This window comes from Priestia sp. RMT2NF4 (genome assembly GCF_047872835.1).
In the GTDB taxonomy this organism is placed as follows: domain Bacteria; phylum Bacillota; class Bacilli; order Bacillales; family Bacillaceae_H; genus Priestia; species Priestia zanthoxyli.
The window spans coordinates 68,981-94,582 of record NZ_JBLQZO010000001.1 but is presented as its reverse complement, the minus strand read 5'-3'; the positions used below and the strand labels follow the sequence as shown (position 1 = coordinate 94,582).

Sequence of the window (25,602 nt, the reverse complement as noted above, 5' to 3'; positions counted from 1 at the left end):
TTTATTTTTGCAGCGTATAGGCTGGGAAGCTAAAGTAGTCTTTAGCATTTTCATAACATATTCCTTTTACAATTTGCTCAAGCAGCTGTTGGTCATTAGGTACTTCCCCTTCTTCTACCCACGTACCAATTAAGCTGCATACTAGTCTTCTGAAATATTCATGCCTTGTATACGAAAGAAAACTTCGGGAATCTGTTAACATACCGATAAACCGACTAAACAACCCAACATTTGATAACGCTTTCATTTGTTCTAACATACCTTCTCGTTGATCATTAAACCACCAAGCCGTGCCAAGCTGCAGCTTGCCAGGAATACCGTCTCCTTGAAAGCTGCCAATTATACTTGCTAATACATAATTATCTTTTGGATTTAACGAATATAAAATCGTCTTTGGCAAACTATTTTGTACGTCCATTTGATCAAGAAGCTGTACGAGAGGCTCTGCCACTTGTCCGTCATACATCGAGTCATACCCTGTATCTGGACCTAACTGACGAAACATTTTGGTGTTATTGTTTCTAAGAGCATGAAGGTGAAATTGCATTGCCCAACCTAGCTCATTATACAGCTTCCCTAAAAAGATTAACGTATATGACTTGTATTTACTTTCTTCTTCAGTACTTACGCCTTCACCTTTTAAGGCTTTTAAGAAAATCTCCGAAACTTCTTCTTTCGAAGTCTTCGTATATACCATTTTATTTAGTGCGTGATCAGATAAACGCCCTCCCATGGAATGAAAAAAACGAGCTCGACTTTCAAGAGCTTTTAACAAATCATCATAGGTGTGAATGGAGCGGTTTGAACAATCTTGCAACTTTGCAATCCAGCTCTTAAACCCTTCTTGGTTGATTTCAAGCCCTTTATCCGGACGAAAACTTGGAAGTACTTGGGTCTCAAAACCTTGGACATCTCTTAGTTTCATATGATACTCTAATGAATCTGTTGGGTCATCCGTTGTACAGATAACTTTTACGTTAGAACGTGTAATAAGATCTCTTGCACCAAACTTACCGCTGCGTAATTTCTCGTTTGCTTTTTCCCAAATAAACGGTGCCGTCTGTTCATTTAATATCTCATCAATATTAAAAAAACGCTTTAACTCTAGATGCGTCCAATGATATAGTGGATTCCCAATCGTCATCGGAACTGTTTTAGCCCACGCGAGAAATTTTTCATAGTCACTCGCTGATCCTGTTATCTTTTCTTCTTCAATTCCGTTCGCTCTCATCAGTCTCCATTTATAGTGATCTCCATCTAGCCAAACGTTAGTTAACGTTTTAAACTGTTTATTCTCATAAACTTCCTGCGGGTTTAAGTGGCAATGATAATCAATAATCGGCATATCTTTTGCGTAAGTATTATACAAGTGTGCTGCTGTTTCATTTGTTAATAAAAAATGGTCATCCATAAACTGTTTCATTTCTACCTACTCCTTTACTTTTTTGTTAACGTTAACAAAATTTTATATGAGGATAAATAATCTTATTTATAGATAACTATTTTAATAAGATATAATCTTCAACAACAAAAATGTTAACGTTAACATTTTATTTAATTCTATTACTTATTTCTAAATTTTACAACAATTTATCTTTATATTTTTTCGATTTTTTTCTTTTCTTGTTTTCATATACTGATTCTTCATTTTAAAAAACAGGATTTATGACATGTTTCCATAAGAATTAAAGCAAGTTTTTTCACATAGGGCTTATACAAGAGTAATAAGGCGAACGGCTGTCTTTAATGCTATAATAAATTTCATATGCAAAATATCACTACTAGCATTTAAATTATACATAGCCGCTCCACCTTGTTTTCGTATCATTTAAAATAAAGGAATTTTAAAGAGAAAAGTGAATAGTATAAACATGCACTTTATTTACTATCTCTTTTTAATTTTCATATATTCATTGCTTTTAAAGGAGAGGATATCATGCCAGGAGCCACAAGCATGGTCGTAATCGGGATTACTGCCTTAATTGTATTTGGACCAAGTAAATTGCCGGACATAGGACGAGCATTTGGACATTCCCTGCGAGAATTTAAAAATGCAGCAGAAGGAATTATACAAGATGACGACAAAAAAACTCCAGAGGATACCACTGAAGATAAAGAGGAAAAAGCCTAATTTTTATTTAAATGAAAGTTATACAGACTAAAAAAGCCCACTTTTAACGTGCAGTGGGTTTCTTTTTTGATGTATGATAGTAAAAAATAGTAAAGAAAGAGGGTAACTTTTTGTTTAAATCGAAACTGCATTTTTGGACATTAGAACTATTAATGATTGCTTTACTGATTTACATTTGTAAACATATTTCGTTTGTTTTTCTACCAATCGGTGTGTTTATCTCCACTTTGTTTTTCCCTATTCTTGTAGCTGGTTTTCTTTTCTTTTTATTCGAACCAATTGTGTCATTTCTCACAAGAAAAAAAGTGCCAAAAACACTGGCCATTTTACTATTATACGTTGTTTTTATCGGCGTAATTGCTTCTATTGTGGGCGGTGTGGGACCTACCTTATCTAAACAATTAACTGATTTGGCTAAGAATATTCCGTCTTACATTGTAGAAACGAGAGAGTACATAAATGATTTATCTAACTCAAGATGGTTTAACTGGCTCGTTGAACAAAAATATGTGTCGCTCGATCATATTGAAGAGTCACTTTTAAACTACGCGTCTACTTTACCTACGAATCTCACAAACAGTATTTCATCTGTTTTAAGCGTCGTAACAAATATTACACTTACGGTTGTAACCGTTCCTTTCATTCTTTTTTATATGCTCAAAGACAGCCATAAACTTCGTAAAAATACGCTGCGTATGGTGCCTGCTTCTTACCGAAAAGAAACGTTGCGTACAATGAAAGAAACAACAAATACGCTAGCTACTTATATTCAAGGCCAAATGCTCGTTTGTTTATTTGTCGGTATTAGTACGTTCATTGGTTACCTCATCATTGGGTTGCCCTATGCATTAATACTTGCACTAATAGGAGCCCTTACTAATATTATTCCGTACGTCGGCCCCTTTATTGGCGTAGCTCCCGCTTTAATCGTAGGTTTATTATACTCTCCTACAAAAGCGATATTAGTAATTATTGTCGTCGTAATCGTTCAACAGCTAGATGGGAACATTATTTCTCCGCTGGTAATTGGAAAGAAATTAAACACTCATCCTTTAACGATTATTATTTTATTGCTTGTTGCGGGTAATATTGCAGGAATACTCGGAATGATCTTAGCGATTCCGGCTTATGCTGTAACAAAAACAATTGTGATAAATATTGTAAGAATGATTCAATTCAGAAACAAATCTATCAAGTTATAAAATGCAAAGGCAATACAATAAAAGGACCTTCTCTTGAAGGTCCTTTTATTATTCCATAGGTTCAGCATTCACACACCATAAGATGATTTCCATCTGGATCTTTAAATATAAACCAGTGATCGTGTTCAATTCCTGTCGTTAGCTCTACTTTTTTCTGTTTCATATACTCATAAGCTTCTTTGATATCGTTTGTATTCAAATGAAAAGCCGGTGTTTTAAAAAGCGTATTTTTTGAATAAGTTTTGCTATCTAATACAATTCCTGTTCCATTCATAGGTATCACATATAAATGATCATATAAAATGTCTCCATCTGCCGGCAAACCTAGCACGTCACAATACCAGTCTCGTGCTTTTTGTATATCTTCTACAGGAATAAAAATCGTGCCTACTTCATTTAATATAGGGTTCATTCATGACCTCCAGGGTATGTTTAGTAGTTTTAGAAAGTATTCTCTTTTAACCGCTGATATCCTTTTATGTTAAATTGCTTGCTATTCATCCATTAAACTCCGCAGCAGAATTAGTAGTCTTGCGAACAGAGTTATCCTCCTTACATAAGCTACGCAGCAAATGTATATACTTCATGACCAAATTTAGATTACGAAAAAAGAAAATAAGAAAATCCCCCCCTTCGCCTGCTTTGCACGTGTATAATGAAAAATAGACTATAGATAGTAGCCGTCTTTTGTTTGTGGCATCGAACTTTCGTGCATTACAATAGATTTAAAGCTACTATCCAACTAAGGATTAAAATGACTAACTTAAGATTAAGGAGGTTAGATGTGTATGGATTATTCATCTTTACTCATACGCGAAGTCATTGATAGAGTATCTAAATTACGCCTCTTATCCGTTTATAACGAAAGTATAAAAGGTGATTTAGAGAGCACCATCCTCCCTCTTTATCAGCAGCACTTTGAAAATAAAGATGTAAACGAAGCGTTGAGAATTTTAAAAAAAGACTTTCTCAATCGTACGAAACGCAGGTGGTTAGATGCTGCTATACGCGACTATGAGCAAAAAAAGCCCAAGAAGAATAAAGAGCTGATTGGGGAATACAGAGCGCTAACAGCTTATTATAAAACAAACGGAAAAGAACTCTTTTGCAAACAGTTTGAAAACATACCGTCTCCGGAAGAAGTCATTAATAAACGAATTGATATCCTACGTGAATGGAGTCAAGAAGATAGCTTCTTCTTAACTGATTATCCTTATATTCATCAAAAAACCAAAACGCAGCGAGAAAAAGCAATTCATACGGATATATCTATTATTATTGGGCTGACTATACTGGACCCTAGCTTCCAAAACGGAAACCATAGTATTATTGAAAGCCCTTTTTCAACTGTAGAGAACCCTTTTTTCTCTAACTCAAGAGCAAAGCTTCTCGTCGAGCAACCCCTATTAGAGAAAGAAGGAAAAGAATATTTCTTAAGTACTTATAACTCTGAAGACGGGACAGATTACGAATTGTTAATAGAAAAAGAATACGCTGAAGAAAATGGAAATAAAATTAGTGATTTAGATCGGTTTGATTATAAAGTGTTTTTAGAGATCATGAGCCAACGCGACGAGTTGTTCGCTACACAAAAAATCATTAATGTAAAGATTGGTGACCTTGTGAAAGCACTTTATAAAACAGACAGTAAGCGCAATTACCAGATGATAGAAGAAAGAATTACAAAAATGAAGCACTACAGCATGTCAAAAGTACAGCATAATAAGACAATTGCCTATGGTATTTTTGACTTTGTGGATATTACTACGATGCCAAACGGAACGCGAATTGCTGAAATTCACGTCAATGAAGTGATATATAGAGACTATATTCAACGCCAAACGGTGCGTATTTACAAAAATAAAGTAGAAAAATTAAGTTTAGACGCCGCTTACCATTTGCTATTCGTTATGCAAAAAGAGCGTCTCATTTGCTATGAAACAAAATCTTCATACAATGTCACAAGAGATTATTTATATTTTTCGACAAGAGTCCGCTTTCGAAAAAGACGCAAAAAAGAAAACCTTGTCGAAATTGAAACAGCCTTAGATGAGCTAGTCGAACAAAAACTAGCTGTCCAATCTTATAAAAGAGTGGGCCAAGTGTTTCAGATCACCTTTATTCCTGTGGGAGAAAGTGAAGTAAAAGACTTATTAGCCGGTGATTACGAATATGCTCCCCTTTCTATCTATCAAAACGTAACAAGTTCTATAGGCTAAAAAAAGAATGCTCTTATGATCTTTATAAGAGCATTCTTTTTATCTGCCTACCATTAGTTACTGCATTTTTTGCTCCACATTTCCGTGCAAAAGTGTTTTTTTGCTCCAATTCTCCATATAAACATACTATTTCCCCTGCTGATATAGTTATTAAACTTCACCTTCCCTATCATTTTGTGAACTTTTTGTGTCTAAAAGAAGTGTTATAACTAATTTTTGCTCCAGGTTCCCGTGCAAAAGTGTCGTTTTTCTTTCTATACTGCATTTACTATAAGTTTGGCTCCAATCTTCCGTGCAAATATGCCACTTTTACATAATTTTTCTTGAGACAGCGACTTTCCCCCTTCGTTTTCTGCATTTTTTGCTCCAAATCTCCGTGCAAAAGTGTTTTTTGCTCTAGATTTCCGTGCAAATATGCCACTTTTTTAAAAAAGCGCGATTTTTTCTGCAAATGTTCATTTATTCTTTGTAAAAATGTGAACTTTCTGTGTCTAAAAAAGGGCATTTTTTTGTTTTATGTCCCTATTTTCCGTGCAAATGTGTCACTTTGTTGCCCAAATCTTTATTTTTATCATTTTTGCTCCTATTCTCCGTGCAAATATGTCATTTTTACATCAAATTTTTTTTTGAATTTGTCACATTACGTGTATTTCATCCGTCATAATACGACATTTGTCTTAAGAATGCTGTTTTATCAACGTTTATGAAATGTAACGCTATTTTTGCTCCACATCTCCGTGCAAATATGTCACCTTGTAAATAGATGTCTCGTCCCTTGGTATCACTAGTCTTTTAAAAAAATGCACCATTTTTCCGTGCAAATATGTCATTTTACAGCCTATATGACTGTGTCTATACTGTAAAAGATGACGTATATAGTTTTGGAAAGGAGGTAACTACATGAGTATACAAAAGCTGGCACTAAAACGGCACACTCTGATAGCAAACAAGCTGCTGATTGTCATGAGTGGTTTAAATAGAGAGACGAAACGAGACAACAGCTATTACTATGAAAAACATTCATTTGGTCTAGCAAAAAACTTTGTAGACATAAAGTGGACGGGTTCTCTGATGAAGCAAATTTTAGCTTACGTAGCCAAATGTAACAGCCAAGGTCATATTTCAATTATTTCTGAGCAAGAACTGGCTAATACAATCCAATGTTCCGTTCGGACCGTTCAAAATAATAATAAGCTTTTAGAAGACTATGACATCATTCGCTGGGATCGTTTATGGGGAGACTATATTCAAGTTTCTTTAAACAACTATTTAGAGGATTTTTTAGATTTACATATGAAAGAAGCTGCTGATGCTCAAAACATATCATATACTCCGGAAATGCTTGATAAAGATCACAATACATATACTTCAAAAGGTGGTTACACTTCTGTTTCAATGGAAGTGATTTATCAATTGCTGGCTATCAAAAATATTAACATGCTGCGCCTGGCTTTACGTGCTTTGTATGTATACGAATCTGATGTAAACGTAAAGAAAGATTCAGAAGCCCTTTTATCTTACACCGAGGTAAAACACATTCTTCCGAAATACATTGGCTATAAAGCTGCTATTAAAGAAATGGCTAGTAAATTAAGTAAAATTTTCCGTATCGATGTACTAGAAAAAGATGATTGTGTCAAAACATTATTAGAAGAAAAGCAGCCAAGAAAATCGATTATTGAAAAAATCAAGGATGGTTTTATTTTAAGTTTCAATTTAACTGGTGCTCATGATAGTAAAAAACAAAAAGAAATCGAAAAAATCCGTGGAGAGCATGCATTTGCTCAGTTTAAGAATTTCTTTAAATCTTTTGGCCATTATTCTATTAAAAAAGAAGATATTCATTCCATTGTGCATGAGTTCGGTTTAGATATAATCGAAAAATCATTAACGTCCGTTCAGCGTTATCTACAACAAACTTACATAGAAGAAAGTATGGATGTATTTCGCCCTCTTGTGCATGAAATGGAGTCAAACTTCTTTACGTATATCCGCAAAATTGCCAACGGGTATTATCAGGCAAAAATTAACGCTCTATAATACTCTTTTTTGTTATGCCTTTTTTTCCTCATCTCTACTCTATTTCCCTCCTACTCTTCTTTTCTCTTTAACTTACTAAAACATATTTGTCTCTCAGCTATAATAAATCTCTTTAAATGATAATGATTTTCGTTTTCATGAAAAAAATCAACTAAATGAACAAAAAATACAATAAATAAACGTTATTTTCCGATCGACTGCGTAGAAAATATAGCTGTTATAAAAAAATCCTATATTTTTTCGTGAAAATTCTTGTAGTAATCTGCAGTTTTTTTGATTGCTTCATTCCCTATAACCTCAGTCAGCAGAAGGCTTTTGTCCATATAAGTTTTAGCAATGTTTATAATTTCTTTAATTTCTTTTTAATCTCTTATAAATGTATAATAATTTCTTTAAAATAAAGAGCAGCGAATAAATAGCGTTTTTTATACACATAAATATTAAGCTACAATGAATACCAGTTTAGTAGACATAATATATAACAGAGCAAAAAAGCACTTCTATAGAATAGAAATGCCCTTTCTTACTTTATGCATATGTATACTTTCATAAAAAAACACACAAAACAAATTCTTTACATCTGCTTTGTGTGTTTTTTTATTTATTAGGATTATATTGTTTAAGAACTTTATCACGCACATATTTAAGATGATGATACATTTTCTTGAATGCATCATCGGGGTCATGATTAGCTAACGCATTATAAATAGCAGTATGATGTTCTACAGTAAGTTCTGGTTCTCTAAAGGTAATTTCCCTATCTGTTTTTTCGTGAGTGAAGAGTAAGGAATTAATCATACCTTCTACCACTGGATTATCAGCGCTAACAGCAATAATTCGATGGAACTCCTTATCCGCTGCACCGTAATTGTTATCTGCACTCTTTTTTATGTCTTCGATCGTTTCTTTTAACTGTCTTAATTGATCATCGTTTATTTTTTCCGCGGCCATGGTTACTAAGCCCAGTTCTAGTGCCATGCGCGCTTCCACTACCGCAGGTAAATTATCTATTGATAACGCTAACATAACGGAAAAAGGATGTGCTCCTATTTTGTTATTAAAATACGTACCTCCACGGGTTTTTCGTGTAATTACACCAAGTACTTCTAATGCACTCAAGGCTTCTCTCAATACAGGGCGGCTTACATTCAGTACGTCTAATAACTCCATTTCAGTTGGCAGCTTATCTCCTGGCTTTAATTGCCCGCTGACCAATAACTGAATAATACGATCGACTACTTGTTTTGCTAGCGTATTACGATTAACGGATTCAAATGACACTTTTTTCGTCGAACCACTCATCTTCATCCACCCTTTTCTGAATATTGTTTATTTGTAAGACTAATTATATCATATAGCATCTTTTTATGTATTACCAACCACTACTTCTTAACTATTTTTATTTCTTATCTACATAGGAGTATGTATTAAACTGCTCGTTATTATAAAAACAGAAGCTCGAACAAAGACGTAGAACTGTTCGAGCTAAAAGCACCCTATAAATAATTATTTTTGAAAAATTTTTAACGTACCAGACAAGGACGTTTATTATCAAAGCTCCAATTTTTAATTAAATACTGCATAGCTTTTGAATCATCACGTGCTCCTAATTGCATTTTCTTATATAGCTGATGTGCTTGCTCGATTCGTTCTAAATCCACCTCTATGCCAAGTCCTGGTTTTTTAGGTACTGCTACTCTTCCTCCCTCAATTTTAAAAGGATCTTTTGTCAATCGCTGACCATCTTGCCAAATCCAGTGCGTATCAATAGCCGTTATTTTTCCAGGAGCGGCAGCAGCCACATGAGTAAACATGGCCAGTGAAATGTCAAAATGATTATTTGAATGTGATCCCCATGTAAGACCCCAATCATGACACATTTGAGCCACACGAACTGAGCCTTGCATCGTCCAAAAATGGGGATCTGCTAGAGGAATATCTACAGCGTTTAACTGGATAGCGTGCCCCATTTGACGCCAGTCTGTAGCAATCATATTCGTAGCAGTTGGCAGTCCAGTTGCTCTCCGAAATTCCGCCATTGTTTCTCTTGCTGAATATCCATTTTCGCTCCCGCAAGGGTCTTCTGCATAGGCCAATACATGATGTTTATTTTTACATAGTTGAATGGCTTCTTCCAAAGACCAAGCTCCGTTGGGGTCTAAGGTAATTCGAGCTTCAGGGAATTTTTCAGCTAATGCTGCTACCGCTTCTATTTCTTGCTCACCTTGAAGTACACCGCCTTTTAATTTAAAATCATTAAATCCATACTGCTGATGAGCTGCCTGTGCAAGTTTTACGATTGCTTCAGGAATCAGAGCTTCTTCATGACGAAGTCGGAACCACTCCACTTTTTCATTTTCACCACTTAGATAGTCCAAGTCGGTTTTTTTGCGATCTCCAATATAAAATAAATAACCTAACATTTTCACATATTCTCTTTGTTGTCCTTCTCCTAATAATGCTGCAACTGGTACATCAAGAAATTTTCCTACTAAATCTAATAACGCTGCCTCCAACGCTGTAACAGCATGAATAGTCGTCCGTAAATCGAATGTTTGAAATCCTCGCCCTGCCATATCTCGATCTTCAAATTTTTTACGTACTGTATTTAAGATGTTATTATAATTTCCGATTGATTGATCTACTACAAATGTCTTCGCATCTTCAAGCGTTTGACGAATGTTTTCACCTCCAGGTACCTCTCCCACCCCTGTGCTTCCGGTACTGTCTGTTAAAATAACAATATTTCGAGTAAAAAAGGGACTATGGGCACCGCTGAGGTTAAGCAGCATACTATCATGCCCAGCCACTGGTATAACCTGCATATCTATAATTTGAGGCGTAGTCGACTTTTTTTCGTTTTGAATTTCACTATTTGTAAGGACATAATTGTTCATGATTTCCACTCCTAATTTAGGTTTTATTGTATCCGCTTACATATTAAACGTACTTTCATCCTTTGCGGGGATATTCTTTAGTTCTACTCGTTTAATCTCTCCCACTAAAAGAAGATAGCAGAGAATAGCTACAAGAGCGTTAGCGCCCACAAAAACCAATGCTCCATTAAAAGAGCCTGTTGCATTGACAATGTACCCAATAATAATAGGTGTTGTAATAGAAGCAATGTTTCCAAATGTGTTAAAAAGTCCGCCGCTTAAACCGGCTATTTCTTTAGGGGAAGTGTCAGCAACAACAGCCCATCCTAATGCTCCAAAGCCTTTTCCAAAAAAAGCAAGTGACATAATTACTACGACAATCCATTCAGCATCTACATAATTGCAAGCAACCATGCTACAAGAAAGCAACATGCCAATAACAATAGGTGTTTTACGTGCAAAAGTTAATGAACGACCTCTTTTTAAAAAGAAATCAGATACAATTCCCCCTAACACTCCTCCTAAAAATCCGCATACGGCAGGTAGGGAAGCAATAAATCCAGCTTCCAAAATTGACATTCCGCGTGCTTGAACTAAATAAACAGGAAACCATGTTAAAAAGAAATAAGTGAGAGTCGTAATACAATATTGCCCAATGTAAACACCTAACAACATTCTGCTTTTAAGAAGTTGTTTAATTTGATTCCATCCCGGGCCGGTATTTTTCTTTGTTTCTACTTTTTTATCATCCATATCAATGAGCCCGCCGCCCTGCTGGATATAATTTATCTCTTCTTTTGTAATGCGAGGATGTTTGCTTGGACTGTAGATCACTTTCATCCAAACAGTAGCTAAGATTACCCCTAAGACACCCATAATAATAAATACAAAATGCCAGCCGAACCTGTGAGTGAGCCATGCCATAATAGGCGAAAATAATACTAGTGCAAAATACTGAGCCGAATTAAAAATCGCAGAGGCTGTCCCACGTTCAGATTTTGGAAACCAGGCCGCTACAATACGGCTATTTCCTGGAAAAGAAGGGGCTTCAGCTAACCCAACCATAAAACGAAGCGTAAATAAGATAATTATAGCAGCACCGCCACTAAAAAAGCCGATAAATCCTTGAAAAAAGGTAAAAATAGACCAAAAAAATACACTGCATGCAATGATTGTCTTTGATCCGAATTTGTCTAAGAACCAACCTCCAGGAAGCTGACCAATTACATAGGCCCATCCAAATGCTGAAAAAATATACCCCATTGAAACTGAATTTAAGCCTAATTCTTTTTGAACAGAGTCTCCTACAATGGACAGTGTCGCTCTATCTGCATAGTTAATCGTTGTCAAAACAAAAAGCATAAATACGACAAACCAGCGTACATGGCTTTTCTTGCTGCTTCCCGCTTCCAGTTTTGGTTTAGCTTGCATAATCACCTATTCCATCCCCCTCTTATTGTTTTGTTCTTTTTCTATGTTTATCTCTCTTAGAAAGGAGGAGTTTTCCTTCTTTCTAAGAGAATAAAAGGTTCATAACACAATAAAGGTATTTAACTTTTTATAAAAACAGTTTTAATAGCTGTGAAAAATTCTTTAGCAGCTTCCCCTTGTTCTCTAGAGTGAGAACTTGATTGTTTCATGCCTCCAAAAGGTGCCTGAAGTTCAACACCTGCGCTTTCCGAGTTAATTCGAATAAGCCCAGCATCCATTTCATTAATAAAAGAAAGCATATGAGAAATATTTGTAGTGAAAATAGAAGCACTTAGCCCATATTGAACATCGTTAGCTAGTCCTAATGCTTCCTCGATGGATTCTACTTTCATCAATGCTATTACCGGGCCAAAAATTTCTTCTTGTGATATCGTCATATGCGATTCTACGTTTTCAAAAATAGTAGGTTCTACGTAAAATCCATTTTCATATTCCCCGTCAGTCAACTGACGTCCTCCGTATAAAAGAGTTGCACCTTCACTTTTTCCTTTTTCAATATATGACAATACGGTCTGTAACTGATTTTCGCTTGCACATGGTCCCATCCACGTGTCTTCGTTTAACCCTTCTCCAACGGTAATCTCCTTCGTTTTTGCTAATAGTTTTTGTTTGAATTTTTCATATACCTCATGCTGAACAATTACCCGACTAGTCGCAGTACATTTTTGACCTGTGGAACGGAATGCACCGCTGATCGTACCTTCTACTGCTAAATCTAAATCTGCATCCGCCGCTACAATTACCGGGTTCTTCCCCCCCATTTCTAACTGATATTTAGCTCCTCGAACGAAAGCCTGTTGACCAATTTGTTTACCTACTCGATCAGATCCTGTAAATGTAATAGCATTAATTTCTGGATGTTCAGCAATAGCTTGACCAATGATTGATCCAGAGCCCGTAATCATGTTTATTACACCCGCTGGAATTTCTGCTTCTTCAAAACATTCGATAATCTTAGCACACGTAATAGCTGTTTCGGTAGCTGGCTTAATTATGATAGTGTTTCCGTAGACAAGTGCCGGAGCTATTTTCCATATAGGAATAGCAATAGGAAAGTTCCATGGAGTGATAACTCCAACAACGCCTAACGGCACTCGAGATGTAAACATCAATGCTTCAGCATCGGTAGAAGGAATTACATCTCCCATTTTTCTCATACCTTCTCCCGCATAGTATCGAAGAATAGCTATTCCGCGAGCTGTTTCTCCTTTTGTTTCAGCCAAGGTTTTTCCCATTTCACGTGTAGCACATTCTGCAATTTCATCTAGTCTATTTTCCATAATATCCGCAGCTTTGTGAAGGTACTGTCCGCGAGCTGCGCCTGACAAACGCTTCCATTTTTCTTGAGCTTGTTTAGCTGCTTTTACCGCTAGATTTAAATCTTCAAGAGTTGATTTTTGTACATATCCTACAGCCTCTTTCTTATTGGCTGGGTTTAGACTTTCCATTATCTCTTGAGACGATGATGGCACGCCTTTTCCATTAATAAAATTTAAGTATTGTTTGTTTTGAACACTAATTTTCATATGAACTCTCCTTTTTATAAAGCGTTTACATTTTATTAATTAAGATAAAACTTGTTTAGAGGATTTAGGATATTGATCAAATGCTCGTGTTAAAATTCTTTCGAGCTGTGCGTAATGTTCTTTATCTACTGAAACGATAGGAGGCCTCACTGTATCTATAACAGGTAAACCTATAATTTCCATCCCTGCTTTGATTAATGACACAGCATATCCTTTTTTTTGCTTGCGAATATCGTTAATTGGAAGAATTATATTTTGGTAGAGTTCACTGAGTAACTCTTGATCATGACTTAATAAAGCATTGTAAAACATTCTTGATATATGCGGAATATAGTTAGATATTGCTGACGAATAAGAATCAAATCCAATTGGAGCGTATGCTGGCATCGTTACTTCAGCCATTGGCATTCCGTTTAGCCAGCTTAGTCGTTTCCCTAAAGACTGGGTTAATTCTATATTTAATTCCATATTTCCATATCCGTCTTTTAATCCTACTAATTGGTTTAATTCTGTAAGTTTTTCTAAAGTTGGCAACTGTAAAATGGCATTGTCTCTTTGATAAACAATTGCGTTTAAATGTGTATGCTCAATGATTGCTTTTAGATAGTTGTAAAGGCCTTCTTGTTCACCTTCAATTAAGTATGGAGGTAAAATTAAATAGCCGTCTGCCTGTTTTTCCTCTGAAATACGAGCCCACTCTAAAGCTGTAGAAAGATTACCGCCCACACCTGTATAAACGGGAACTTTTCCGTTGACGACAGATATAGCTACTTCTAACATTGCTGTATATTCTTTTGTATTTAAGGATTGAAATTCCCCTGAACCGCAAGCGATGAAGATAGCCTCTAATCCTTCGTCTAATAAAAATTGAATATTTGTTTCTAAAGCTTTTTCATCTAATTTTCCTTGGTTATTAAGGGGAGCAACGGGGAAACCTAAAATTCCTGTAGGTGCTTTTCTATTCATATTCACATGCATATCCTCCTATAAATTTTCAGATAATTTTTACATTTTTATTGTAAGACAAATTAAATTGTTTGTCAATAAAATAAATAAACTTAAATTATTAAATAAAGGATTTTAAAATAGAAACAAAACACACCTCTTTGTTAGAGGTGTGTTTTGTTTCTATTTATACGCTTTTTTTATTTCAATTTCATAGTTTCTCAACTTACGGTAAAGTGTACTTCGATCAATTCCCAACAATTTAGCTGCTTGAGATATATTGGAATGGGTTTCCCTTAGAGTAAGCAAAATTTGCTCTTTTTCAGATCGAAGATGATTGTTAGTTTCCGCTTCTTCACCGATGTAATTTGTTTCAAAAACATTTTCATTTAGCTGCTCTTTCATATCCTGAGCCGAAACTACATTATTTTTACTGATCACTACTAATCTTTCAATAAAATGCATTAATTCTCTTACATTTCCTTTCCATTCATAGGTAGTTAATTGTGAATAAGCTTTTTCTGTAATTTCTATATTTTTCTTTTTATAGAGATTAGTGTAATAGACTAAAAAATGCTGAGCAAGATAACGAATATCATTTTTTCTTTTACGGAGCGGTGGAATATTTATAGTTAAGACCTTAAGCCTATAGAGTAAATCCTCTCGAAATTCGCCTTTTTCTACGACTTTTAATAAATTTTTGTTCGTTGCTGCAATAACTCTTACATCTACAGGAATATATTTATTATCACCTAAGCGCATAACCTGTTTTTCTTGTAAAACTCTAAGTAAGCGCGATTGTCCATATGTATCCATCTCAGAGATTTCATCCAGAAAAATCGTTCCTCGATGCGCCATTTCAAACAAACCTTGCTTTCCTTTTCTGGTCGCCCCAGTAAAGGCCCCTTCTACATATCCAAATAACTCACTTTCCAGTAAATTAGGCGGAATGGCGGCACAATTAACAGCAACAAAAGGACCGTTTTTCCGCAAACTTTCTGCATGAATACTCTGAGCAAATAACTCTTTCCCAGTGCCAGACTCCCCATAAATTAGAACGGTTGCATCTACCGAAGACACTGTCTGTCCAATCCGTTTGGCTTCACAAATATGCTTAGAATGTCCTAAAATATCAGAAAATGTGTAGCGTGTCTCGAACTTTCTTGACAGTACTTCCCCTCTAATTTTAGCTTCCATTTCTTGAATACTTGTAATATCTTGAAAAGTTATCATTGCTCCAATAATGTCTTTCTCCACTTTAATTGGAGCAATATTAAATATTAAACTTTTATTTTTGATTTTTTTGATTATACCTAGATGCTCTTCTCCTTCAAAACAATTTTTAATAGGCAAAAAAGGCATAGCAGCATCGATCTGCTTTCCTAGCACTTCTTGCCTTTTTAATTCTAGTAAATGCTCAGCAGCATGATTAAATACTTCTACTTTTTTATTTCTATTAATACTAATAATTCCTTGTATAGAATAATCAATAAGGGCTTTAACTGTTTGGGAACGCTCTTTTTCAATTTTTCTTCCTAAAGAAATCTTTTTAGCTTCTAAAAATGCTGTTCTAACAGCGGAGTTTCCAGATTCAATAGGAATTGCCTTAAAGCCTTTCCTAAGCGATAAAGTAGTTGTTTTCATTCCGCCAATAACAATATCTGTTTCTACTGAAGAAAGTTGCTCAATACAAGTTGGAATATCTTCAACTGAATTAAGAGGATAAATAGAAAGGTTGATACCCAAAATATCTGCTAAAATTTCCACATCATTTTTCATATTCTGAAACGCGAGCATGGCCACTTTAGGATTCTCTAAGCCTGTTGCCTTCTTGCTTTTATAAAAGACTTGAGCTAAATCTTGTCCTGTAATTGGAATTTCAACTAGAGGAATTCTGCTTACAGAATCAGTAATTAACCTTGCAGTCCCTCCTCTGCAAACGATAACATCACAACTGGATTCTAATTTATTGGCGAGTTTTACGGCGCGACTTAACCTTGCAAGATAGATTTCAACCTCTCCTTGTAATCCTAACTCTTGAATTACTCTTCTCCCTTGTAAAAACAGTTGTTTATCTGGAGCAATAAAAGCAATTTTTGACATATTCGTTCCCTCCTTATTAGTTAGAATATTCTAGTTATTATAACGCATTGACACAACAATTGTTGCTTTATGTACAACAATTGTTGTATATTTCATCACTTTTATTCGATATAAAGGCTTTTTTACCCGTTAAAGCACTTGGCATGCTTATTGCAATAAATAAAGATGAACATGTTTAGAAAGAAATTAAAAGCGATTAAGGAGAGATGAATCATGTCTTTGCAAATCAATCAAACGGAAAAACCCCTTTATATCAAAGTAAATGAAAACGATAATGTTGCTACTATTGTAAACTCAAAAGGATTGCCGAAAGGAACTGTGTTTCCATCTGGGTTAGAGTTAAAAGAATATATCCCTCAAGGGCATAAAGTTTCATTAAGAAACTTTGAGAAAGATGACAAAATTATTCGTTATGGAGAAATTATTGGAACTGCTTCCTCACCAATTTCTCAGGGAACTTGGGTAAAAGAATCATATGTTACCCTGCCTGATCCTCCTATTTTAGAAAAGTTGCCTTTGGAAACTAAAGTTTTTGCCCCTTTACCTCCTTTAGAAGGTTACACATTTGAAGGCTATAAAAATATAAATGGAAGTGTTGGAACAAAAAATATACTTGGGATTTCGACAAGTGTTCAATGTGTAGCAGGAGTACTTGATTATGCGGTTAAAAAAATCAAAACAGAGCTTCTTCCTTCTTATCCAAATGTAGATGATGTAGTAGCTTTAACTCATAATTATGGCTGCGGAGTTGCCATTAATGCACCGGATGCCGTCATTCCGATTCGTACATTACAAAATCTTTCTACCCATCCAAATTTCGGGGGTGAAGTTTTAGTAGTTGGCTTAGGGTGTGAAAAGCTTCTTCCTGAACGTTTGATTCCCCAGGAGGATTCAGGAAATATAACACGTTTGCAGGACCAGGCCGGCTTTAAGCAAATGGTTGCTACAATCATAGAGATGGCAGAGGAAAAATTAATTAAGCTAAATAATAGGACGCGCGTAACCTGCCCCCTATCTGATTTAACGGTAGGTTTACAATGTGGAGGAAGCGATGCCTTTTCCGGTGTTACCGCCAATCCAGCAGTTGGATATGCGGCAGATTTACTAGTAAGAGCAGGCGCTACTGTTTTATTTTCTGAAGTTACTGAAGTTCGAGATGCTATTCATTTGTTAACGCCACGAACAATTAATGAAGAAGTCGGTCAATCTCTAATTAATGAAATGAGCTGGTATGATCAATATTTAAAAAGAGGCGAAGCTGATAGAAGTGCAAATCCTTCACCTGGAAATAAAAAAGGCGGACTTGTAAACGTAGTAGAAAAAGCACTTGGCTCTATAGCTAAAGCAGGAACAACTCCAATCGTCGAAGTTTTATCGCCTGGAGAAAAGCCGACTAAAAAAGGCTTAATCTATGCAGCAACTCCGGCGAGTGATTTTGTATGCGGAACATTACAGTTAGCTTCTGGGATGAACATGCATATTTTCACAACAGGGAGAGGAACTCCATATGGCCTGGCAATGGCACCTGTTCTTAAAGTATCTACTAGAAGTTCATTAACTGAGCAATGGGATGATTTAATAGATTTAGATGCAGGAAGAATAGCACAAGGAGAGGCAACCATTGAGGAGGTGGGTTGGGAACTTTTTCACTTAATTATAGAAATAGCAAGCGGCCATAAGAAAACGTGGAGTGATTATTGGGGGCTGCATAATGATTTATGTCTTTTTAACCCTGCTCCTTTAACTTAACAACATAACGAGAACCTGTTTCTAAAATGGTTCTCGTTGTTTTATGACGCGTTGAGTAACTAGTTGGAGTTTAAATGATTTCTATCTACGGCTGCCGGTGGTGTTTCCATCCAGCCGTTTTCCATCATAATATCCGCTGCATCTTTTACAAACCTCGAGATATTTGTCATTGATTTTCCATATAACAGCGCCAAATCATGTCTTCCATTGACGGCTACCGAATTTCCAAAAGCCCTCATTTTCATTGAGAACATATCCATTTTGTGAAACAGCATTAATTTATCGGAAAATGGTGAAAAAGTCGAAGTAGTAATTAAATGATCAAGAAAAGATGGCGCTGGTAAATTATCTAGATGAAGCTTTTCAACATAGCGTTCTACCGCTTTATTTGTCAGATCTTCGCCTTTTACAAATAATGCACGAATTTTTTCACTTTTAACAACTTGACTAAATGCCAAAATTAAGGCTTTGCTTGTCACATTATTCTCGATGTTATCATACAGATGAGCAATTTCTAATGCGTGCAAAGGTCGAACATCTCCTATAAACCCGCTTAAATAATGAGTAGTAGCGATGTTCACTTTTTCTGGTGCGGGAATAATTGGCGGCTTAATAATAAATCCTTTATCCATTAAGATTGCCTTTATTTGCTCCATCAATTCCATTGTTGCTTTCATACAATACGTTAAAAGTGTCTTTACATCTTCTCTATACATTAGCGGCAGTGCAATACTGTAAATGCTTAAACCCGCTTTAGCAGCATATTTTAAATAATGCACGTAAAATTCATCTTCAAACAGCTTTGGAGCACCTAGGTTCACGTCTTCTTGCGTAAATCCATACGGAATTGGCACATTCTCTTTTGTGAAAATGTCTTTTACGTTACTTTGAAATTCTTCCGTTAAACCTTTTGCATGTTGTAACAGCTTTTTTATATCCGGATCTTCAACGTGTTCAAGAAAATAACTTAAAATATATGAAGACATACTGTTGCCCATATAGGTTGCCCAAAGTTTACCCATTTCGGGGGCTGTTAATTTCTCTTTCACGCTTGTTTTTTTTGAACCTATTTTAGTTGGTTTGATTGTTTCCATTTATAATCTCCTAATTCGATTTGTTTTTAGGTCGGTCTTTTCTATTTTATCTATTCTTACACTTTTGATTTAACATTATTAGGTGAGAAATGCAGGTTTTCAGTATTTTAATCTATAGTCGGACCTATTCGCTGTTTGTTTCCGTGCTTAACCTGTACGTTGACCTTCACGTTTATTGAGTCTTTTGTTAGAGGAATGGCCCCGTTGCTTTGAACAGCTTTCCATTTACGCAGTTCTTTTTTGTAAAGAACATGAGAAAGCCTGTAAACATCGCTGTTTATACTTAAGCCTTGCGCGTATGTTTCAATAATTTGTTTCTTAATTTTCTGTTCAGCTTCTTTTTTTATAGTTGATAGTTTTTCGTGCTGCGGCATAACTAAAATCGTTGCTTTTGCCCGAACTTTTATATTAAAGGTTAGATTACTACCTTTTAGAACAGGTTCGATCTTTACTTTTTTCTTGTCTACCACAAGATCAATATCCGAATGATCAGGTAGCCTTACCCGTAAACCAGCTCGTACAAATTCATCAGTTATCCATCTAAGCCCTTTGATTTTATTTTCAGAAAAAACTCCTTTTAATTCAGACGATGTAATAGCCACTGCTCCGTTTACTTGAATAGCTGTTTCACTTTTTTGATCCGTTGTTAAATGTTCTTTAGTCTGAACTAGAGGGATGTTTACTTCGTGACTTGGTTCATTAAGATGGATAATGAGCTCTCTTAAATCAACTGGTGGAATAAAGGAGTTTTGCTTGAAAATCACTTTAGGATCGCTCAAGCGAGAAAGAGCATTCGATACTTCGAACATCGGCGTAGCTAACAGCATTTTTTTCAAAGGGCTTTTCGTAGCATACATCCAAATGTTATATCTCGTTTCCCGATAACGATCTAAAAAGTCCACCGCAGATTTGACAGCACCATGCTTTAACGCATCGTCCGTTAGAACAAGGAAAGCTAAGTGCCCAAAAAAGATTCTGCGCTGAGAAATTTGATAATATCTAAAAATAGCTTCATCAATGGTTTTTCCTGTTGCGTAGCCAACTTCTACTTTGACTTGACCCGCGCCAGCACCGCTTGCCTCAGATTTTGCCAATAAACTTAAATTGATTGTCTGCAGGTAAAGAACGTAACGATTATCTTTAAAATCTACCCCCATGCCCTGTGCGTATACCATTTGTTCCGGTTCATTCGTATCCCAGCACCCCGAAAGAAACAATAAAAAAGAGCTCATAGCAAGTATAAGTAAGTTCCTTATGGTCCTTTTCACTAACTTCCTCCTTCTTCGCGGGTGGAATCGCTGGGGTTAAGCATACTAGCTCTCGTTGCTTTTTTACTTTCGGGCAGGCGGAAGAGAGATTTTAAAATATTTTTCGCATCTAATCGGGTTGCTAATTCGAAATATGGCACACCAAACGTTCGAATGTTTGTAATATAGATCATGACTAAAAAGATGGAAATAAAAAAGCCAAAAAAACCTAAAATGCTAACACAGATAATACTAAAAAAGCGGATCAGTGAAATTGTTCCTATAAGGGACTGATTTGCTAGCGTAAAGGTAGCAATCGTAGAGCCTGCAATGACAACCAGCATGGCAGGACTTGTTAAACCGGCTCTAATGGCTGCATCACCGATAATAAGCCCTCCGATTACACTGAGTGTCTGCCCGACAGAAGTCGGGAGTCTAAATCCTGCCTCTCGAAACAATTCAAATAAAAGAAGCATTAATATTGCTTCAAGAGAGGTAGGAAACGGGACACCTCTTCTTGCTTCAACAATCGTAGCTAATAAGCTGAGCGGAAGCTGATTTTGATGAAAAGCCGTCATTGCAACCCAAAAACCGGGCAAAAAAGCAGCGATAGAAAGGCCGAAGATTCGAAGAATACGCTCAAAAGAGCTGTATAAATATGTATTTTCTTTATCCTCAGATCCTTTTAATAAGTAAAAAAGGTTAATAGGTGTAACATACGCATATGAAGTGCCATCAATTAATATAATGAACCGGCCATTTAACAGAGATTGAACCGCAAAATCAGGCCTCCCTGTATAAGCGTGGCGAGGAAAAAAGCTATACGGATTTTTATTAATGAGCTCTTCTAGCTGTGTTCCGCTGAAAATACCGTCGATATCGATATTCCCTAACTTCTCCATAATTTCGTCAAGTATCTTCTTGTCAGCTACGTCTTCCATGTATAAAATGCTTACTTTTGTTTTTGTTCGTTTTCCAATTTCTAAAGATTTTGTTAACAAGGAAACCGATTTAAGACGCTTACGAATTAAAGCAATATTCACAGGTAAGTCTTCAATAAAATTATCTCTAGGACCCAATATGGTTACTTCATTTTTCGTTTCTTCTGGACTTCTTTGAGGACGGTCAGAAATATCGATAGACACAACAGCGTTCGGTAATCCAAAATCAATGAATAATTTCCCAGAAAAAATTTCCGAAACTGCCTGTTCTTCATTTTGAACGATAGAAACTGAGGGAAGGTTTAATAATTTTATGATCTGGTCTCCTTCTACTTCCCCCTCTAGCTTAGCGCAGCATTCCTCTAATCTTTTAGGGATCATTCCATATAGCATTTCCGTACTCACTAAACCGGTACAATAAATCATAAGCACTCGTTTGTTATAAAAATAAACGGTCTCGAAGTTAATATCGCCGCATTTTCCAAATAAATCTCTTAACGTACGCTCATTGATGATCTGAGAACGAGAAGAACTTTCTTTTAAAAGACTTTCGCTCTCTTGTTTTTTAGAGCTGTAGTCTTTTTGCTTCTTAAAAAATTCCACTTTTATCCCTCCTTGTTTTATGAGAAATTAGAAAGACTATGACTACTAAGAAAAGAGAAAAAGCAACAAACAGCCAGAAAGTAGCCGGTATGATTGTAAAAAATAAAAGATTTGAAAAAGTAAAGTCTGTTATAGGAGCCAGCGTGCATACAGTGATAACCACTAAAATGAGTAAAAGAAACCTTTTGTGGCCTTTTTGAAATGGAACTAATTCTTTCATAATAAAAAGAAAGGTCGAAATGCGGATGAAGGTACCCGACAGCCACTGATAAATAGATAAAAAGTCGATATGCTCTATAAACTTTCCAAGTGATGCAATTCCCCATTCTTCATAGGGAGGGAAACGTTGCTTAGAGGCTTCTACAGGACCAAATTCAGTAATTGCCCCAATAAGAGGCCCAATTGTAAGGCCCGTTAAGAGAATTCCTGCCACCGCTAAATGCTTATAGCGTATAGGCTGCGGTACTTTGTGCTGCAAGAAAAGCAGCAGCAGCAGCTCTACCATCCCTGATCCTTGAAATACAATACTTTTAATAACCGGAAAATAGCCATTTTCTAAAACAGGCTGCAATAAAGAATAATCTTTAAATTGAAAGTTTGTAAAAGAAACAAAAAAACCTAATAGTACAATAAAAAATAAAAGAAACACGTTTACAATACTAATCGTTCTCATGCTCGTAGCGGCAAGTAAGCAACAGGTAAAACCAAATAGTAAAATGAGTATAATTAAAGGTGTTCGCTGAAGAAAAATAATATTGATCCACGTAATCGTCTCTCGTAAGGTGGCAATTTCCATAATGGCCAAATAAGCGATTATAAGAAAAATAACGACGTTGGTAAATGACTTATTCATATGTTTTTTCATCCATTGAAAAAGATGTTCGCCGTTTGTTTTTTTATTTACATATACGAGTAAAGGAACCCATATGAGTGTTAAAAGACAAGTAAGAAGAACAGTGATCCAAGCATCGCGCCCTGCCGTTTTAATTAATGGAGATATAAGCATCACATGAGTTTTTAAGCCAATAAACGTCATCGAAAGAAGGATCAGCTGAAAAACAGAAATTGAGTCTGACTTATTCATGGTAACCACTCCTTCTCTCCGGTAAATTTACTACTGGTAGCTTATCCTAAATTTCTCATAATATAATGGAGAATCATTATTCACAAAATAAAAAAGAGCTGTTTTATACGTGAAGTTTCTCACGGATAAAACAGCTCGGTCTGTTATTCACTTATTTTCACGAAGCCCTATTCTCTGCCCATTATTCAGCGCGTTCAATTACTAGTTAGCTGGACTTCTTTCTTATCTTCATTTTCTTCTATTCCCGCTTCTTCTATATTCACAAAAGGTTGATCAGCAACGGTCACTAGGTCGCCGCCGCAAACGTGACGAACAACGGTTACGAGCTCTGGAAAATCGGGAAATTTTCCGTATAACGTTTTTAAAGGAAGTGCGCCTTTGCACACCTTACTGTTATGTGGTTCATACCCTTTGAGCGTGTCAAGCAATAATTGTTCTCCCTTTTCAGTCAGTTTGATGTAGGTATTTCTTTTATCATTTTCCCTTTTGGATAAATGAAGGCATCCTTGATTTTCTAATTTTTTCGAAAAATTAAATGCTGTAGAGATATGCATAGCGCCTAAGTTAGCTAACTCTGACATAGAGATTTCTCCCGTGCTGCTAGCCAAACATAAAATATGATGCTCATTTACATTCAGACCATAAGGTTTCACCCATTGCTCCCAATCATCTTCTGCAGCTCGCCAGATGGCTTTACTTACCTGCATTAATTTAAATCCAAACAATGATGCATCTTTTATTGTGTATTCATTTTCTTGTTTCGACATACTATCATTCCTTATTTGTAGGCTATTGTAAGTTAGTTTATTTTTAAAGCGTGTAAAAACATTTTTATTCCATCTAATTTATCAGTATACCTACAAAATCAGACGGAAAAATACACGTGCAGTTTAATTTCTCAGCTTTATTCCACAATATCTCTGCAATTTTGAAGAAACGTCTACCAACTAAAAAGAGTTGCTTACCTTATTTTTATTTAAAAAAGTAATACATGTCTTTTTAATTACTAATAGGTGATGCAGATTCTAAGTGAGCAAATGCTTGTTCTAAGTCTGCAATTAAATCTTCCGTATCTTCAATTCCTACAGATATGCGAACCAGTCCTTCGGATATTCCAAGAGCTTTACGTTCTTCAAGCGTACATTCTACGTGACTAGTCGTTCTTGCCGGACCGTAAATCGTTTCAACCGCTCCTAAATTACCGGCTTTATTTGCATACGTTAACTTTGGTAGCAAAATTTTAATAGCTTCCATTTCTCCTTTTAACACAAAGCTTAATATTCCGCCAAAGCCTTTCATTTGTTTTTTGGCAATATGATGATGAGGGTGTGTTTCCAATCCAGGATAATAGACGGCTTCAACCGCTTCTTTCTTTTGAAGAAATTTAGCAATTTCCAAAGCGCTTCGTTCTTGTTGACGTATACGTAATTTTAACGTCTTCATTCCTCTTAAAATAAGATACGCTGACATAGGGTCCATGGTCGCGCCATTGATCTCACGGTAGTGATACACATGCTGTATTAATTCTTTAGAGCCGCATACTACTCCTCCTAAGGCATCCGCATGTCCGCTTAAAAATTTTGTGGCGCTGTGAATGACAAGATCTACTCCTAATTGAAGAGGGTTTTGGTTAATTGGTGTCGCAAACGTATTATCAATAATGACCACTGCCCCTACCGATTTCCCTGCTTTCGCTATTCTTTCAATATCAATAATTTTCATCGTAGGATTTGTAGGTGACTCTAAATACAGCACTTTACATCCTTTATTTACTTCCGCTTCAATTTCTTCATGATTTCCCGTATTACATAAGGTTACATCCACTCCAATGTTAGGAAGAAACTCAGTGAAGATTTTGTTTGTTCCTCCATATGTATCTTTTACCGATACGACTCGGTCTCCGGGTTTTAAAAACGTGTATAATGTGCTGCTAATAGCCGCCATGCCGGAAGAAAATGCGACCGCTTCTTCTGCTTCTTCGAGTATCCTTACTTTTTCTTCAAAAGCTTTAACCGTAGGATTACTCATGCGATTATACGTATAGCCTGGTTTGTTTCCTAACGCAACTTCTTGCCATTCGTCTACATCATCATAATTGTAAGCTACGCTGAAGACGACGGGAACTTGAGTGGCATTGTAAGCAAGCGATTCTTTTTCTCCTGCCCATACCGCTTTTGTTCCGTCTTGTACATTTTTAAACTGTTTGTCTGTCATTCACTCATCACCTCTGGTTTTGTTAATTAGATATTGATTAAATTATATATTGTATACAATATACTGTATATAGTACAGAATAATCTGATAATAAAATATACGTACACTCCTCATTAAATTTAAAAAAGATCGAGATA

The 25,602-nt window shown here is 35.9% G+C and carries 19 protein-coding genes; 5 read left to right on the top strand and 14 right to left on the bottom strand.

The window, feature by feature from the left end:
* Position 1: 1 nt before the first annotated feature.
* On the bottom strand, positions 2–1,423 hold the full coding sequence (uxaC, locus tag ACMX9J_RS00420; RefSeq protein ID WP_048021357.1) for a glucuronate isomerase: 1,422 nt from the start codon (positions 1,421–1,423) through the stop codon (positions 2–4).
* 513 nt (positions 1,424–1,936) lie between these two features.
* Between uxaC and ACMX9J_RS00415 the strand changes: the two genes are divergently transcribed.
* Together ACMX9J_RS00415 and ACMX9J_RS00410 are read left to right on the top strand one after the other, a co-directional pair.
* Entirely contained in the window at positions 1,937–2,131 is a 195-nt protein-coding gene (locus ACMX9J_RS00415) for a twin-arginine translocase TatA/TatE family subunit (RefSeq protein ID WP_033578725.1), read from the top strand.
* A gap of 110 nt (positions 2,132–2,241) precedes the next feature.
* Positions 2,242–3,333: an AI-2E family transporter gene (locus tag ACMX9J_RS00410; protein ID WP_025751972.1), complete on the top strand. Its 1,092-nt coding sequence runs from the start codon at positions 2,242–2,244 to the stop codon at positions 3,331–3,333.
* 61 nt (positions 3,334–3,394) lie between these two features.
* Here ACMX9J_RS00410 and ACMX9J_RS00405 read toward each other — a convergent pair whose 3' ends face one another.
* Positions 3,395–3,745, bottom strand: a complete 351-nt coding sequence (locus tag ACMX9J_RS00405) for a VOC family protein (RefSeq protein ID WP_028413699.1) — start codon at positions 3,743–3,745, stop codon at positions 3,395–3,397.
* A 376-nt stretch (positions 3,746–4,121) separates the two neighbouring features.
* On the opposite strand from ACMX9J_RS00405, the gene ACMX9J_RS00400 reads away from it, so the two are divergent.
* Complete coding sequence (locus ACMX9J_RS00400) at positions 4,122–5,552, top strand: hypothetical protein (RefSeq protein WP_028413700.1); 1,431 nt, start codon at positions 4,122–4,124, stop codon at positions 5,550–5,552.
* A gap of 900 nt (positions 5,553–6,452) precedes the next feature.
* Positions 6,453–7,592 carry a hypothetical protein gene (locus tag ACMX9J_RS00395; protein ID WP_416225298.1) on the top strand — a complete coding sequence of 380 codons (1,140 nt, stop codon included), beginning with the start codon at positions 6,453–6,455 and terminating at the stop codon, positions 7,590–7,592.
* Between the two features lie 597 nt (positions 7,593–8,189).
* On the opposite strand, the gene ACMX9J_RS00390 is transcribed toward ACMX9J_RS00395, so the two are convergent.
* From ACMX9J_RS00390 to ACMX9J_RS00365, 6 genes are all read right to left on the bottom strand, one after another.
* Positions 8,190–8,894: a FadR/GntR family transcriptional regulator gene (locus tag ACMX9J_RS00390; protein WP_154989000.1), complete on the bottom strand. Its 705-nt coding sequence runs from the start codon at positions 8,892–8,894 to the stop codon at positions 8,190–8,192.
* 221 nt (positions 8,895–9,115) lie between these two features.
* Positions 9,116–10,489 carry a glucarate dehydratase gene (gene gudD / locus ACMX9J_RS00385; protein ID WP_416225297.1) on the bottom strand — a complete coding sequence of 458 codons (1,374 nt, stop codon included), beginning with the start codon at positions 10,487–10,489 and terminating at the stop codon, positions 9,116–9,118.
* Between the two features lie 36 nt (positions 10,490–10,525).
* Entirely contained in the window at positions 10,526–11,899 is a 1,374-nt protein-coding gene (locus tag ACMX9J_RS00380) for an MFS transporter (protein ID WP_154989606.1), read from the bottom strand.
* A gap of 119 nt (positions 11,900–12,018) precedes the next feature.
* Positions 12,019–13,485, bottom strand: coding sequence for an alpha-ketoglutaric semialdehyde dehydrogenase GucD (gene gucD, locus ACMX9J_RS00375; protein ID WP_154989004.1), 1,467 nt, complete (start codon positions 13,483–13,485; stop codon positions 12,019–12,021).
* 39 nt (positions 13,486–13,524) lie between these two features.
* Positions 13,525–14,457, bottom strand: a complete 933-nt coding sequence (gene kdgD / locus ACMX9J_RS00370) for a 5-dehydro-4-deoxyglucarate dehydratase (protein WP_176344188.1) — start codon at positions 14,455–14,457, stop codon at positions 13,525–13,527.
* A 156-nt stretch (positions 14,458–14,613) separates the two neighbouring features.
* Positions 14,614–16,533: a sigma 54-interacting transcriptional regulator gene (locus tag ACMX9J_RS00365; protein WP_176344189.1), complete on the bottom strand. Its 1,920-nt coding sequence runs from the start codon at positions 16,531–16,533 to the stop codon at positions 14,614–14,616.
* Between the two features lie 213 nt (positions 16,534–16,746).
* Between ACMX9J_RS00365 and garD the strand changes: the two genes are divergently transcribed.
* Positions 16,747–18,282: a galactarate dehydratase gene (gene garD, locus ACMX9J_RS00360; protein WP_045289483.1), complete on the top strand. Its 1,536-nt coding sequence runs from the start codon at positions 16,747–16,749 to the stop codon at positions 18,280–18,282.
* Positions 18,283–18,341: 59 nt separating this feature from the next.
* Here garD and ACMX9J_RS00355 read toward each other — a convergent pair whose 3' ends face one another.
* From ACMX9J_RS00355 to ACMX9J_RS00330, 6 genes are all read right to left on the bottom strand, one after another.
* A complete protein-coding gene (locus ACMX9J_RS00355) occupies positions 18,342–19,376 on the bottom strand; it encodes a DUF3231 family protein (protein WP_045289484.1) in 1,035 nt (344 codons plus the stop codon).
* A 107-nt stretch (positions 19,377–19,483) separates the two neighbouring features.
* Positions 19,484–20,644, bottom strand: coding sequence for a Ger(x)C family spore germination protein (locus ACMX9J_RS00350; protein ID WP_416225296.1), 1,161 nt, complete (start codon positions 20,642–20,644; stop codon positions 19,484–19,486).
* Positions 20,644–22,167: a spore germination protein gene (locus ACMX9J_RS00345; RefSeq protein WP_176344190.1), complete on the bottom strand. Its 1,524-nt coding sequence runs from the start codon at positions 22,165–22,167 to the stop codon at positions 20,644–20,646. The genes ACMX9J_RS00350 and ACMX9J_RS00345 overlap by 1 nt, the downstream gene beginning before the upstream one ends.
* Positions 22,154–23,251, bottom strand: coding sequence for a GerAB/ArcD/ProY family transporter (locus tag ACMX9J_RS00340; protein WP_251440569.1), 1,098 nt, complete (start codon positions 23,249–23,251; stop codon positions 22,154–22,156). The genes ACMX9J_RS00345 and ACMX9J_RS00340 overlap by 14 nt, the downstream gene beginning before the upstream one ends.
* A gap of 194 nt (positions 23,252–23,445) precedes the next feature.
* The gene (locus ACMX9J_RS00335; protein WP_033578720.1) at positions 23,446–24,018 is read right to left on the bottom strand and encodes an HTH-type transcriptional regulator Hpr; all 573 of its coding nucleotides are present in this window, start codon (positions 24,016–24,018) and stop codon (positions 23,446–23,448) included.
* A 232-nt stretch (positions 24,019–24,250) separates the two neighbouring features.
* On the bottom strand, positions 24,251–25,465 hold the full coding sequence (locus ACMX9J_RS00330) for a cystathionine gamma-synthase family protein (protein ID WP_028413707.1): 1,215 nt from the start codon (positions 25,463–25,465) through the stop codon (positions 24,251–24,253).
* Between the last annotated feature and the right edge of the window lie 137 nt (positions 25,466–25,602).

Coding starts and splice junctions, on each gene's coding strand:
- gudD (WP_416225297.1), bottom strand. CDS start 10,489: ATGAACAATTATGTCCTTACAAATAGTGAAATTCAAAACGAAAAAAAG.
- ACMX9J_RS00330 (WP_028413707.1), bottom strand. CDS start 25,465: ATGACAGACAAACAGTTTAAAAATGTACAAGACGGAACAAAAGCGGTA.
- ACMX9J_RS00395 (WP_416225298.1), top strand. CDS start 6,453: ATGAGTATACAAAAGCTGGCACTAAAACGGCACACTCTGATAGCAAAC.
- ACMX9J_RS00405 (WP_028413699.1), bottom strand. CDS start 3,745: ATGAACCCTATATTAAATGAAGTAGGCACGATTTTTATTCCTGTAGAA.
- ACMX9J_RS00390 (WP_154989000.1), bottom strand. CDS start 8,894: ATGAGTGGTTCGACGAAAAAAGTGTCATTTGAATCCGTTAATCGTAAT.
- ACMX9J_RS00335 (WP_033578720.1), bottom strand. CDS start 24,018: ATGTCGAAACAAGAAAATGAATACACAATAAAAGATGCATCATTGTTT.
- uxaC (WP_048021357.1), bottom strand. CDS start 1,423: ATGAAACAGTTTATGGATGACCATTTTTTATTAACAAATGAAACAGCA.
- ACMX9J_RS00355 (WP_045289484.1), bottom strand. CDS start 19,376: ATGGAAACAATCAAACCAACTAAAATAGGTTCAAAAAAAACAAGCGTG.
- garD (WP_045289483.1), top strand. CDS start 16,747: ATGTCTTTGCAAATCAATCAAACGGAAAAACCCCTTTATATCAAAGTA.
- ACMX9J_RS00340 (WP_251440569.1), bottom strand. CDS start 23,251: ATGAATAAGTCAGACTCAATTTCTGTTTTTCAGCTGATCCTTCTTTCG.
- ACMX9J_RS00365 (WP_176344189.1), bottom strand. CDS start 16,533: ATGTCAAAAATTGCTTTTATTGCTCCAGATAAACAACTGTTTTTACAA.
- ACMX9J_RS00380 (WP_154989606.1), bottom strand. CDS start 11,899: ATGCAAGCTAAACCAAAACTGGAAGCGGGAAGCAGCAAGAAAAGCCAT.
- gucD (WP_154989004.1), bottom strand. CDS start 13,485: ATGAAAATTAGTGTTCAAAACAAACAATACTTAAATTTTATTAATGGA.
- ACMX9J_RS00415 (WP_033578725.1), top strand. CDS start 1,937: ATGCCAGGAGCCACAAGCATGGTCGTAATCGGGATTACTGCCTTAATT.
- ACMX9J_RS00400 (WP_028413700.1), top strand. CDS start 4,122: ATGGATTATTCATCTTTACTCATACGCGAAGTCATTGATAGAGTATCT.